The sequence below is a fragment of the Bacillus sp. JJ1532 genome (assembly GCF_036965085.1).
Classification (GTDB): Bacteria; Bacillota; Bacilli; order Bacillales; family Cytobacillaceae; genus Cytobacillus.
On record NZ_JBALOW010000135.1, the window covers coordinates 1 to 12,103 of the forward strand.

Annotated in this window: 13 protein-coding genes; 10 read left to right on the forward strand and 3 right to left on the reverse strand. The window is 37.3% G+C overall.

Annotation, left to right across the window (positions count from 1 at the left end; genetic code table 11):
- Nucleotides 1-213 precede the first annotated feature (213 nt).
- The 4 genes from V7122_RS25205 (at nucleotide 214) to V7122_RS25220 (ending at nucleotide 2,720) form a co-directional block, all read left to right on the forward strand.
- The gene (locus V7122_RS25205) at nucleotides 214-915 is read left to right on the forward strand and encodes an AraC family transcriptional regulator (RefSeq protein WP_335529973.1); all 702 of its coding nucleotides are present in this window, start codon (nucleotides 214-216) and stop codon (nucleotides 913-915) included.
- A gap of 93 nt (nucleotides 916-1,008) precedes the next feature.
- Nucleotides 1,009-1,923, forward strand: coding sequence for a DMT family transporter (locus V7122_RS25210; protein ID WP_335529974.1), 915 nt, complete (start codon nucleotides 1,009-1,011; stop codon nucleotides 1,921-1,923).
- Between the two features lie 21 nt (nucleotides 1,924-1,944).
- Nucleotides 1,945-2,277 (forward strand): chaperone CsaA, encoded by a 333-nt coding sequence (csaA, locus tag V7122_RS25215; protein ID WP_335529976.1) that lies wholly within the window; start codon nucleotides 1,945-1,947, stop codon nucleotides 2,275-2,277.
- Nucleotides 2,278-2,519: 242 nt separating this feature from the next.
- Entirely contained in the window at nucleotides 2,520-2,720 is a 201-nt protein-coding gene (locus V7122_RS25220; RefSeq protein ID WP_335529980.1) for a phosphate starvation-inducible protein PhoH, read from the forward strand.
- Between the two features lie 115 nt (nucleotides 2,721-2,835).
- Here the strand turns inward: V7122_RS25220 and V7122_RS25225 are convergent, their stop codons facing one another.
- The gene (locus V7122_RS25225; RefSeq protein ID WP_335529983.1) at nucleotides 2,836-3,264 is read right to left on the reverse strand and encodes a hypothetical protein; all 429 of its coding nucleotides are present in this window, start codon (nucleotides 3,262-3,264) and stop codon (nucleotides 2,836-2,838) included.
- Between the two features lie 369 nt (nucleotides 3,265-3,633).
- On the opposite strand from V7122_RS25225, the gene V7122_RS25230 reads away from it, so the two are divergent.
- On the forward strand, nucleotides 3,634-4,020 hold the full coding sequence (locus V7122_RS25230; RefSeq protein ID WP_335529986.1) for an isochorismatase family protein: 387 nt from the start codon (nucleotides 3,634-3,636) through the stop codon (nucleotides 4,018-4,020).
- 582 nt (nucleotides 4,021-4,602) lie between these two features.
- Here the strand turns inward: V7122_RS25230 and V7122_RS25235 are convergent.
- Nucleotides 4,603-6,492, reverse strand: a complete 1,890-nt coding sequence (locus V7122_RS25235; RefSeq protein ID WP_335529989.1) for a Xaa-Pro dipeptidyl-peptidase — start codon at nucleotides 6,490-6,492, stop codon at nucleotides 4,603-4,605.
- A 359-nt stretch (nucleotides 6,493-6,851) separates the two neighbouring features.
- Between V7122_RS25235 and V7122_RS25240 the strand changes: the two genes are divergently transcribed.
- Together V7122_RS25240 and V7122_RS25245 are read left to right on the forward strand one after the other, a co-directional pair.
- Entirely contained in the window at nucleotides 6,852-6,983 is a 132-nt protein-coding gene (locus V7122_RS25240) for a hypothetical protein (protein ID WP_335347746.1), read from the forward strand.
- Nucleotides 6,984-7,788: 805 nt separating this feature from the next.
- Entirely contained in the window at nucleotides 7,789-8,313 is a 525-nt protein-coding gene (locus V7122_RS25245; protein WP_335529992.1) for a hypothetical protein, read from the forward strand.
- A 527-nt stretch (nucleotides 8,314-8,840) separates the two neighbouring features.
- On the opposite strand, the gene V7122_RS25250 is transcribed toward V7122_RS25245, so the two are convergent.
- Nucleotides 8,841-9,386: a TetR/AcrR family transcriptional regulator gene (locus tag V7122_RS25250; protein ID WP_335529995.1), complete on the reverse strand. Its 546-nt coding sequence runs from the start codon at nucleotides 9,384-9,386 to the stop codon at nucleotides 8,841-8,843.
- Nucleotides 9,387-9,696: 310 nt separating this feature from the next.
- Here V7122_RS25250 and V7122_RS25255 point away from each other — a divergent pair, with 310 nt between their 5' ends.
- The 3 genes from V7122_RS25255 (at nucleotide 9,697) to V7122_RS25265 (ending at nucleotide 11,958) form a co-directional block, all read left to right on the forward strand.
- Nucleotides 9,697-10,581: an SDR family NAD(P)-dependent oxidoreductase gene (locus V7122_RS25255; protein ID WP_335529997.1), complete on the forward strand. Its 885-nt coding sequence runs from the start codon at nucleotides 9,697-9,699 to the stop codon at nucleotides 10,579-10,581.
- A 173-nt stretch (nucleotides 10,582-10,754) separates the two neighbouring features.
- Nucleotides 10,755-11,216 carry a nuclear transport factor 2 family protein gene (locus tag V7122_RS25260; protein WP_335529999.1) on the forward strand — a complete coding sequence of 154 codons (462 nt, stop codon included), beginning with the start codon at nucleotides 10,755-10,757 and terminating at the stop codon, nucleotides 11,214-11,216.
- An 82-nt stretch (nucleotides 11,217-11,298) separates the two neighbouring features.
- Entirely contained in the window at nucleotides 11,299-11,958 is a 660-nt protein-coding gene (locus tag V7122_RS25265) for an NAD-dependent epimerase/dehydratase family protein (RefSeq protein WP_335530002.1), read from the forward strand.
- Nucleotides 11,959-12,103 lie beyond the last annotated feature (145 nt).

The window sequence follows — 12,103 nt, forward strand, 5'->3', positions numbered from 1 at the left end:
TTAATACACCAAAAAGGGTGGAAAATGATTAAATAATGAAAAAGGAATTAAGAAATTTTTTGACTGAGATCATAATATAGGTATTCAATTATAGGGCGCTTTTCTGAAATAAGGAAAGTGTCTTTCTTCATGAAAAGGGCCATTTAATGGAGGAAAAATATTCTTACATCTATTTATAGGACTATAATATAATTTATAGTGAGGGGATGAAAAATGAAAACTGTAAACCACGTAACATGTGAAAAAAGATCCTATACTAGAGAGTTTACTTCTCACCAACATGAGTTTGGACAATTTCTATTTCCATTAAAAGGCTCCCTAGATATACAAACGAAGTTGCAAGAAATCAATCTTAACCCAGCTTATTGTTTTTATATGCCTCCCAAGTTAGAACATAATTACCGTTCTATGGATAGAAATGAATTCTTAATTTTAGATATTCCAATACAATATTTGCCAGAGAATACGAGTGACATGTACATACGGTTGGATAAACAATGGGATTCTATCCGATATTTGCTATTGGAAGAGGCGAAGAGTCAGGAAAGCACATCCTCCTTAGTAGATTTGACAAGATATGTTACCAGCAAACTTCAAATTTCTAAGCCACTTTCTATTGAATACATTCATAAACATTATAAAGAGTCAATTAGACTAGAAACTTTAGCAAAGATAGAGCATTACCATCCAGTATATTATTCCGCTTGGTTTAAGGATAAAACTGGTAAAAGTCCAAAAGTTTATATATCTGAACTCCGTTTGAATGAGGCCAAACAACTTTTGATTTCAACAGGATGGTCCATGTCGAAGATTAGTGAAGAATTAGGTTTTGAGAATTCTTCGTCGTTTTCTAGATGGTTTGTCCGTTGTGAGGGGCTACCTCCACAAAAATTTAGAATTCTTAATAATAGATAAAAAGTATATTAAACTTGGTATAGAAAATTTTTCATGGAATTTTCTATTATTAGTTTATATTTCTTTTTATCTTTTTTTATTGAGGTGAACAAAATGAAGGAGAAATTAGCTCCTTTTTTAGTATTACTTGCCGCAATACTTTGGGGGACTACGGGTACAACACAGGCACTTGCACCAGAAACGGCACACCCGATTGCGATCGGGGCTACTCGCTTAGCAGTCGGAGGAATATTTTTAGTCATAATTGTTCTAATAACAGGAAAATTCAACTTTACAAATTGGCCAGTCAAGACAACAATATTAGCTTCTTTGAGTATGGCATTGTATCAACCATTATTTTTCTCTGCAGTTTCAATTACAGGAGTGGCCATTGGAACAGTAGTAGCCATTGGGAGTGCGCCGATTTTATCAGGTCTCATAGAATGGTTATTTTTTAAAATTCGTCCTTCTAAAGTTTGGTGGTATTCTACTTTTTTATCTATCTTAGGTTGTCTATTGCTCTTTGGTAACAAAGAATCAGCATATTTAGATCCTGTTGGAATCTTAATGTCATTAGGGGCTGGGTTATCCTTTGCAAGTTATACGATTATCAGTAGAAATTTGGTTGTAAACCATTCGTCTTTATCAGTAGTAGCAGTCATTTTCACTCTTAGTGCAATTTTTTTATCTCCGTTTTTATTTATTTTTGATATGTCTTGGATAATGAGTTTCCGAGGTGTAAGTGTAAGTCTTCAACTTGGAATTGTGGCGACTGGGATCGCATATTTACTTTTTGCCAAAGGACTTATCCATGTCTCATCATCCAATGCATTGACGCTCACGTTAGCAGAACCATTAACAGCAGCATTATTAGGGGTTTTAATAGTAGATGAATACTTAACTATCACTTCTTGGTTTGGGATTTTCCTCTTAATGCTAGGAATCGGAATATTAATATGGTCGTCCAAAAATTCTAGTGGTCAAAAGAAGATTAAGATGGTTCAGAAAAGAGTAATATTAAAAAAATGATTAAAAGGTGGTTATATTTCTATGGCAAAAATTGAGGACTTTTTTAAATTAGATATTCGTGTAGGCACGGTTATTAACGCCACACCTTTTCCTGAAGCAAGAAAACATGCTATAAAACTACAAATTGATTTTGGAGAAGAGATCGGTATAAAACATTCTTCGGCTCAAATTACACGAAGATATTCATCTGAACAACTTTGTGGGCGTCAGGTGGTAGGAGTAGTTAATATCCCTCCAATGCGTATTGCAGGGTTTAAATCTGAGGTATTGGTAATAGGGGGGGTTCCGGAAGAGGGGGATGTTGTTCTTTTAAAACCCGATGAGCCAGTTACAAATGGAACATGCATCTCATAATATTTGACTTTAAAAAAGGGATGCCTATTTATTCCTAAAAACGCTAATAGAAACTGATTTTTATTCAATTATAGGTCGCTTTCCTTGAACAAGGATAAACGCTCATTTTCCATTTTAGGGCCAGATTGTTGATTAAGTGTTTCGAAACTTTTTGCACTAAGAAACGTATAAAAATTGTGAAGGAATGCATTTGAACTACGTAGCAGGATTAGAAGGTAATTCACAACAAAGGGGGATAAAAAGTGGATTTATTATCTTGGATAGCTGTTGGGTTCATCATAATCGGATTTGTTGTTCTTGCTTTTATAACAAGAAATATGGAAAATGAGGTCCATCAAAGTTCAGCTACCCAATCCATAGTTTGGAGGGTAGTGGGAACAACGGTTTGGGGGATCGTGAGTCTCTTCCTTATTGTGTATTGGTTACTTCCTAGATTTTTGTGAAGAATTATACCAAACAATCGGGCGCGATTCTTCCCCTAATCTTTATACTCCGAAAAAATCAACTTAAAATTTAGATAGCGTTAACAAATAAAAAAAGACCATCTTTCGATGATCTCTATTTAACCGCAATCCGAAATTTATATTGACTGTTTTCTAATTCAACAATGCGAACCTTGCCATTATTATCTATTAATTGCTGACTTACTCCTGTTTGAAGCCCAGCAGCAATAAAATCAGTTTCTATATATGTCTTAAATACATCTTCTGATAGCACTCCCAAAGTGAGTGCACTTGTAACTTTCCAATTTTTATTATTGCTTACTACATAAGCAATAAAAAGCTCTTCCTGCCCCTTTACTTTCTCCGTATAAAGTACAAGAGTTCTATCTTCGTCTATTTTAACTGTTTCAATCACATCTAGAACTTCAAAGAAGCCTTTTTCTTTATGTATTTTATTTAAAGCATCCATGATTGTATTTTCATTTTGCCAAGCGACTAAGAGAAACATAACCAATACTATTGGGAAAACCAATAATTTTCTCATTAGTAAAAAATTCCCTCCTATCATTTTATGGTTGTTTAACCTCGATGTTACCATAATATTCTAAAAATGACATCTATTCCTTTTTTTATTTTCTCCTTCTTCAATAATCCTCCTGCTTGTTAGTTGAATAAAAAGAGAAAAGTATCTGGAATAGCAGTGCATATGCTCTTAGGCGGTAGCCATGCACAACAATACAGTGCTTGTCTCTTTATAGGATGCAAAAAGCGTAACATCACATCCCCAGACCCAAAATGCGCGGGAGTTATATTCTAATACACCTGATGGAAGACAGGTTATCAGCTCTTTGTTTCCCCGCACTTTTTATATCCACATGACTATGATTGGCAATTTACAGGGAACGAACAAGAGATGTTGATTAGTTTGCGTGTTTATCAGAAATTAAATCAGTATAGTCCTCCAACTCCGGAAGCCGATTATGTTCCAACTTTAGCTCCGTATATCTGGGACAAAAAAACCGTCATTGCAACACCGCACAAAGTGGCTAGTCCTCAGACGAATGATCTGGTCTATCAACTAAGGCAACGTAGAAAAGAACAAGTAATTTTGGCTGGAGTATTATCAAACGTATGTGTTGAATCGCATATGAGAGATTTAATCGAAAATGGCTTCAAGACAGCTGTTGTTTACGATGCAACGGCCACGATTAGTGAAAACGATTTTCATGCTGCTGTTACGAACTACCGAGCTTTTAGTAGCGCTACATGGACAACACGTGAAGCCATTTCAAATATGTAATGATACTCTTAAATAGGTTACTAAAGAAGAGATTATTCTTTGAATAATTGTAATGTTGCAGCCGTTAGGTGCTTTCATTAACGATATCCAATAAGTCCATTCTTATAAAATTAAGATTCAATTACAGTGTGTTTCATTAGAAGATTTCTACCATAACCATTGCTAGTTCCTGAAACTCTCCCATAACTTAGACTTCTCAAAAGTAAAGTTACCTCAAGATTGGTATATAGAGTGGTTAAAGCAATTAAACGGGAATTAAAATGTAACACCTTCTTCAGCTAAAGGGCGCTATCCTTGAAGAATAAGGCTAAGCGCTCATTTTCCATTTAAGGTCCATATTCTTGAATAAATATCCAACAGATATTTGTATAATTATGTTCCTCGCCGCGATGGCCCTGGTAATGGAAAAAAAAGAATAATAGTTAAAGAGGTAATACCCATTGGGTACTACCTCTTTTTTAGACAGATAGGTGAGTAGTAAGTAATGTTAAAACCCAGGAGCCTTCAATGGGATACTGATTTACATAGGAACAAATCTAACGTTCAGTTAATCATTTGTGGAATTGACGGCACAGCTTACTATTAAAAATTAACGCCTTTTTTGCCTTCAACGATTGGCAGGTTTATAACGCTTTGGCCAAGATGGACATTGAAGGTGGCCCCAGTTGCGGAAGGAATGGTCCTCTGATATGAGCTTCCTGCAATAATGACTCCGATGCGATGGCCTTTCTTAAAGACGTAGTCATGTGGCAATGCGCCCCACTCAAATTTGTAGTTTTTTCCTGGATTTAAAGGATCTGTTTGTAAAAGTGATTTCCAATTTTGCGGATCAAACCAGCCTCTAGAGACAATTTCATATGGTGCTGTACGGAACGTCTTCTCTGTTTCTCTATAACAGGCGCTATCTGCCTCCGTACTTTCTCCCCAGCAGGTTTTTGTAGTTAATGTTCTGATTCCTTCTCCACTTCCCGTATGATTTACCCTAGTGTCCATTCCATAATCCACAATCATCACAGACAAATTGGAATTATCCTTATCTACTGTTGCTCGAAGCGAAATTTCCGGTACACCGCTCATGCGGGCATCCTCGCTTAATGGTTCTGATAGGAATACTAAACGGTCGCTTTTTACGGTCATTTCATTTGTGACCATCGCCGTTTCTGTTTGCCTCGGATTGTCTGTAAAGGTTTGAGTAAAGTTTCCTTTTACCGGACCAGTTGTTAAAACTCCAGGTGAATTTTCGTTTTCCCCAGGTGCAAAGCGAATTTTAGTTGATTTAACATTTTTATCCGGCCATGATGCATGGTTTTCCCAAACATCCGCTGCTCTTTCTATATCGACAGCAGGTTCATCCATGATGCCATTTTGCAAGCCTAGTAGCCAATAATCAAACCAGCGATGCAGCGTATCTACCCACTCTGCTCTGCGGAAATCAAATGGATCCACGTGGCCCGTTTGTGTAAGCCAAAGCTTACGAGGGACATTCTCTTTATTTAGTACTTCCCACCAGTCATTGAAATGGTTCATCTTCACGTTTAAGTCATTTAAACCGTGGATGGCAAAGACACTGGCTTTCACCTTTTTGATATCTTTCACATAGTTTCTTTCATTCCAAAAATCATTGTAGTCACCAGTGGCGTCATCTGCCTCTTTATTTACGCGATCGAACACATGCTGACAAGTTGCTTTCCGGGAACTGTTAACGACCCTGCTTGCTAATCCACCAGGTCCATTATTATAGTATGTAAGCCCTGCATAGCGGTAATAATTATACCAATTGCTAATCGCACCAATCGGAACGATTGTTTTTAAGCCTTCTACTCCTGTAGCTGCCACACCATTTGCTAATGTACCATCATATGATTTACCAATCATCCCCACATTACCGGTTGTCCACGATGCCTTTACCTCGTTATTATTTTTATCAACTGCCTTTGCCCTTCCATTGAGCCAATCGATCACAACTTTAATACTCTCAATTTCCTCATAACCGCCGGTAGTTGGACAGCCATCCGATTGGTTGGTTCCTACCATATCCGGCAAGACAACTGCATATCCTCTTGGAACAAAATAATTATCATAATAAAGCGGAAACTTCTCAATATTCCCGTCTTTATCTTTGCCCTTTACTTCACTTTCATTGCCTCTACCTAAGCTTTCATAATAGGGGCTGGCATCCATAATCACAGGTACCTTCAGCCCTGTGTCGGATTCTTTCGGCCGGATGATGTCTACAGCAATTCGATCAGGAACCCCGTTTCCATCCGTGTCAAGGCTTGATTGTACAAAAACGGTCTCGCGGATGGCATCCTTGTAAGAATATTTCGCTTCTGATTTTACATTTACCAATGAGTTTATTTCTTGATTCTTCTTTGCTGCTACTGTTTCCGCATTTGTATAATTCACAGATGATAGAGTTAATGCAATCGTTATTACTAAAGTGGTTACTAGAGAAAACGCTTTCTTTCCCATTAAATCCCTCCTCTACCCTATTAAATTCAATTGTAGGATATGGGGGGATTCCCCAGTAGTGTATAAGTTACCAATTTTCATAATACTTAATTAAATATGATATAAACATTTATACCTACAATATTTGACGATAGTGTGAAGTTATTAGGTATTTTGAAGGATGACAGATCTTTATGTCGAAATGAATCAGAGTCTAGTCATGTTATTTCTTCTTTTTCGCTATTTGCGATGTTTTTAAAACCAATTTTATCAAAGCTTCAATTTCACTTATAGTATTCCAGAATATAAGGATATAACTTTGATAAAATCGTATTTTTGCGCAAAAAAAAAGTGGCCCATCTTTTGTGGGGGAGGGAACAATGACGCATTTTCGGGCGTTCTTCCCGAAAAAGATTGGGGGTGTGATTGCCGTCTATATTCAGAGATGCACTCTCGTTGTCTTTAACTTTATTCAAAGATGGATTCAGCCTTCCGAAAGCAGCTGCAAGTGATTCGGAAATGATCTCCCGACTGTACTTGGGAGGGAGTTTACGGTGATGCGGTGATTGCAGGTGGGTTTCCTGCAATGTCTGTAGCATTCGAATGACTTGCAGCGTTCCGCATTCAAAGGTGCATGCTACTTGATTCGATAAAAAAATTACACGGTGTGGTAGCACGGTGTTATTTTCCTTATCTTTAACTATATTAAAAGATGGTCTCAGCCTTCTAAAAGCAAGGCTACAAGTGATTCGATTATTCCATTAAAGGGCCATTTTGTTGAATAACTGTTCTTGGACAGGGGAGAGAAATCTTTATAAAATAAGCTGTGAGGGGCAAGTTGCCTAGGATGTGTCGCTGGTCTGGCGGGTTTTACAGTTAGCGGAGATGCCGTATATATAACTGATGCTTTAGTATTTAATGGTGGAGGTGTGATGATGAATAAAAGACAAAGGATGTTGTTAGTAACTATAATACTCACAATCAGCTTATCAGGTTTAATGGCATCAGTGGGAATCTTTTTAAATAGTATACCTATTCTTATCTTTAGTTCTTTGCTATTAGTATCCCTTCCATTTACCGCATATCAGATGGTTAAGAATAACAGACAAAAATAACTGGTTAGTTAATTGGCAACAGCTATGCACTGAGCAAACTTTAGATGATTATGCACTTATCAGACTTAAACAATCGGGCGCATTTCTTTAATAAAGGGGCATGAAAAGGGGCATGAATTTTTCATGCTTTCCGTAACTTTTAAGAAGGAAAAATCGTTATATAAAAATTGAATTTTCCTGACGTTAACATGGAGAGGATTAAATGAAAAAGAAAATCATACTGTTCTTATTGCTTGCTTTGTCTATTTTAACGGCGTGTAGTAATGATAAAAATGAAGTTAAGGATAGCCCATTATATGAAGGTAAGAAATTGATCATCGGTGTCGTTGGTAAAACACCGAAAGTTCGTGAACAAAACATCGTTTTTAAAAGTATTGAAATAAAGGATTTAAGGCAAGAAAATCTATCCTCTAAATATAATGCGGTCTTTATTATGAAGGAGTATTTATCTGAAGTAGCTAAAGCCCTTTATGCTAAAATCTACAAAAATTCTAGTATTCCATTTTTCTTTATTGAGTCGAAAAAATCATATGTACCTTTCGTGGATGAGGAAACGGATTATGAAGAATTCCCTGATACAAAATCAGGAGACTATGCGGCTGGATATTATCATGATGGTGAGAATGGAACATATTGGGGATACGGTCTTTACAATAATACAGTTAATGAAGTAAACATTTTGGATGTTTACTCAAGAATTTTTAATACCATTGGTAATCAAAAGTAAATCAAAAAGGAAAATGCTTAAATGACCAAGCGTTACTTGTTTTTTCATTTACCACTATTCAGCAATCGGGCGCTTTTCTGAAATAAGAAAAGCGTCCTTCTTCATGAAAGGGCCATATTGTTGAGTAACTCATTTTCAAAATAAATGGATATTTTAGAGGGGATTGTGAAAAAATGTACTTAAACTAAAGGGACAGGTTAGCGAAAGCAGGAAAAATAAGGAGGGTACAGTATGAACTGCACCCTATACTTAATAAACTACATATTATTGTAACTTATTATATTCTTCGTCTGTTACTAGTTCTATCTATACGGAAGGGCCTGCTGTAACATCTCCTTCAATTGTAAGAAGAACAAACCAGCTGTCCACTGCAGTACCATGCCAGTGTTTAACGTTCGTAGCTATTTCTACTACATCTCTTGGATGTAAATTCTTGTGCAGGCTTTCCTTCTTCTTGATACCATCCTCTTCCGCCAGTAATCAAAAGAATTTGTCCTCCCGGTTGTGAATGCATGTAAGAATATCGTTTAAAGATTCCTATCCAACAAAATCCCCACTTGTTCGGCTATCACTTGAGGTGGTTCTGGTATTTCATTCGTAAAATACGTTTCCATCATTCCAACAATAGCTGTTCCAAAAAATTTAAGAATAACATCTTTACTTAATCCTTTATTTATTCCTTGAGTTATATCTACATCCCCCTTTAACTCTTCTATGACAAACTCAAGGAAGCGACTGCGAAAATAAGGAGCGCCACTGCTTGCTAACATAGTCGAAAAGAATGAATAATTACTTTTAAGGTATTCGTATAAAGTGAGATTCGCATCTTTAAAAGTCAAATTAGATGCAGACTCGCAGTGTCTCCTCACTTCGTTGATATGTTCTTCGGTGATCTTATCCAGAAGGTCATATTTATCCATGTAGTGGTCATAGAAAGTCCTTCGCCCAACGTTTGCCTTATCAGAAATTTCTTGAATTGTAATTTTATCAAAATTTTTTTCAGACATTAGTTCAATAAAAGCGTTTTTTATTGCTTCTTGAGATTTCAACATTCTTCTATCCATCATTGACATTATAGTAATCACCATACTTTCTTAAAATAACTGCACAATTTTAATCTGCTTGTGCGATAAGGTACAAAACGTATCCATTTGATTATTGCAGACATCCTGTTTTCATTTTATATTATACACAGATGTGCGATACCGCATCAATGTATATTCCTTCGACATGTCAAATTTGACTGCCTTTTGTAATTAGAAAAATGAAAGAAGGGGGAATATAGCGAAAAATCCAAAAGAACTTACCAGGGCAAGAAATGTTTGGAGATATTGCTCCCAACAAAAAAAATAAAATCAAAAATGAATCTAGGGGGAAATAATTATGACTGACAATAAAAAAGTTTGGTTTATTACAGGTGCTGGACGTGGAATGGGCGTGGAGTTTGCAAAAGCTGCCCTTGCCGAAGGTTATCAAGTTGTTGCCACTGGTCGTAATACCGATAAGGTAGCCAAAGCTCTTGGTGATGCCGAAAATCTACTAATCGTGAAACTGGATATTACTAACCCAACAGATGCCGAAGCTGCCGTCAAGTTGGCAGTTGACCGATTTGGACGCATTGACGTATTGGTCAACAACGCTGCAAACTTCTATGCTGGATTCTTTGAGGAAATGACCCCACAGCAGATCGAACTTCAAATCACGACCAATCTCTTTGGACCGATGAACGTCACCCGTGCTGTGTTGCCTGAGATGCGTAAGGCTCGTTCTGGACACGTTATTACAATCTCTTCTCTAGCAGGATTGATCGGATCCGAGTACAGTTCTGCTTACACTGCTTCGAAGTTCGGTGTTGAGGGTTGGATGGAGTCGTTGCGTTACGAAGTTGCTCCATTTGGCATTAAAACAACCGTCGTAGAACCAGGTATGTTCCTTTCCGAATTTTTGGGGGCAGAAACAACAACATGGCACGAGTTGTCAATTGATGACTACGCAGAGCGTAGTGCACAATCTCAAGTTTTCTGGGAATCACAAAAAGGTAATCAAACAGGAGATCCTTCCAAACTTGCAAAGGCCCTAATCACCATCGCAAGTCAAGATGAACCACCGTTTCGTTTTCTGGCTGGTGCAGATGCAGTCGCTGGTGCAGAGCAGAAAATCGCTGAACTTCAACAACAGATCAACGCCTATCGTGACCTGTCCGAGTCCCTTGGTTACGAGGATGCAGAAACTATCAGACGGAAGTTAGCTGAGCTTCTTAATCAATAAAGTAGTACGAACTTACATTTGAATACAATTTGTGCATTATCCCACAAATTGGTCAAAACTGTGTGGTTATTTTAGGGAAATAAGGTCATTACTTTAATGTCAATGGTGGACAGAAGAATGCTAAAATCTCAAGAAAAACAAAAAAACAACGAAACAACCAAAGGAGAAAAATCATGAACGATTTATACCAGACTGAAAAAGCTATTCGTCGTACCATCGACTTGTACGCACATTATGCGGACACGCGTCAAGCAGAGAAACAAGCGGATTTATTTTCCAAAGATTCGGTGTTCAACGTTTTCGTAGCAGGTAATGAAGCGCAGCCCGTGCAGAGCTTCACGACGCGCGAGGAGCTGCTTACCGTTTTTGACAATCTCAACACTTATCGCACGACCTTTCATTTTAACGGGCAGGCGATGATAGACGTGGCTGAGGACGGCGAGAGTGCCCGCGCTGAGGTCTATACACTGGCTTATCACGAGCGCGAGGTCGATGGACAAAATAGCCTGATGAACGTCGCCATTCGCTACAATGACAGCTTTGTCAAAGAAAACGGCAGCTGGAAATTCAAAGTTCGCAACCTCTACATTCGCTTCATTGACACCCAGTACGGGATTCATTCGGAGCAAATTTAATGCAAGAGCACTGACGAAATAAAATAGCCCGTTTTTTATTAGCCAATTTAATGAGGGTTTTTTAGAAGGGAGACCAAAATAAATGAAGGTTATTATATTTGGGGCTACTGGTATGGTTGGTCAAAGTGTATTGCGGGAATGTTTATTGGATGAAAAAGTTAAGGAAATCCTTACGATTGGTCGAAATCGTACAGGTCAGCAACATAAAAAGCTAAATGAAATTGAGCTTAATGATTTAACTGATTTATCGTCAATAGAAAATCAAATATCAGGATTTGATGCTTGCTTTTTCTGCCTTGGAGTATCTTCTACGGGTATGAAGGAGGAGGAATATACAAGAATAACGTATGATATTACGATATCTGTTGCAAAAACTTTAGCAAGATTGAATCCTCAACTCACATTTATTTATGTTTCAGGAAGTGGGACAGACAGTTCCGAAAAAGGGCGATCTATGTGGGCAAGAGTAAAAGGAAAAACCGAGAATGTTTTATTGCAACTTCCATTTAAGGCGGCTTATATGTTTCGTCCAAGTGTCATCATTCCATTGCATGGTGTGAAATCAAAAACAAAATTGTACCAATTACTTTATGATGTAATGAAGCCTTTGAATTCATTACTATTGAAATTGAACAGTGTCATTACATCTGAACAATTGGGAAAAGTCATGATTGAGGTAGCCAGAAACGGTTATTCTAATCCTATTATTGAAAGCAACCAACTAAAAAAAATAAATATGTGAGCTCGGTAAGGGCATTCCTAACATTTCAAGTGGTAAAAATTTTATTGAACTATCGGGTGCTTTACTTTATAACGATCTTCAACAATCGGGCGCTTTTCTGAAATAAGGAAAGCGTCTTTCTTCATGAAAAGGGCCAGATTGTTGA

What these genes read in the sequence shown, in the direction of transcription:
- V7122_RS25205 (WP_335529973.1), top strand. Translation starts at nt 214, where the DNA reads ATGAAAACTGTAAACCACGTAACATGTGAAAAAAGATCCTATACTAGA.
- V7122_RS25210 (WP_335529974.1), top strand. Translation starts at nt 1,009, where the DNA reads ATGAAGGAGAAATTAGCTCCTTTTTTAGTATTACTTGCCGCAATACTT.
- csaA (WP_335529976.1), top strand. Translation starts at nt 1,945, where the DNA reads ATGGCAAAAATTGAGGACTTTTTTAAATTAGATATTCGTGTAGGCACG.
- V7122_RS25225 (WP_335529983.1), bottom strand. Translation starts at nt 3,264, where the DNA reads ATGAGAAAATTATTGGTTTTCCCAATAGTATTGGTTATGTTTCTCTTA.
- V7122_RS25230 (WP_335529986.1), top strand. Translation starts at nt 3,634, where the DNA reads ATGTTGATTAGTTTGCGTGTTTATCAGAAATTAAATCAGTATAGTCCT.
- V7122_RS25235 (WP_335529989.1), bottom strand. Translation starts at nt 6,492, where the DNA reads ATGGGAAAGAAAGCGTTTTCTCTAGTAACCACTTTAGTAATAACGATT.
- V7122_RS25240 (WP_335347746.1), top strand. Translation starts at nt 6,852, where the DNA reads ATGACGCATTTTCGGGCGTTCTTCCCGAAAAAGATTGGGGGTGTGATT.
- V7122_RS25245 (WP_335529992.1), top strand. Translation starts at nt 7,789, where the DNA reads ATGAAAAAGAAAATCATACTGTTCTTATTGCTTGCTTTGTCTATTTTA.
- V7122_RS25250 (WP_335529995.1), bottom strand. Translation starts at nt 9,386, where the DNA reads ATGTCAATGATGGATAGAAGAATGTTGAAATCTCAAGAAGCAATAAAA.
- V7122_RS25255 (WP_335529997.1), top strand. Translation starts at nt 9,697, where the DNA reads ATGACTGACAATAAAAAAGTTTGGTTTATTACAGGTGCTGGACGTGGA.
- V7122_RS25260 (WP_335529999.1), top strand. Translation starts at nt 10,755, where the DNA reads ATGAACGATTTATACCAGACTGAAAAAGCTATTCGTCGTACCATCGAC.
- V7122_RS25265 (WP_335530002.1), top strand. Translation starts at nt 11,299, where the DNA reads ATGAAGGTTATTATATTTGGGGCTACTGGTATGGTTGGTCAAAGTGTA.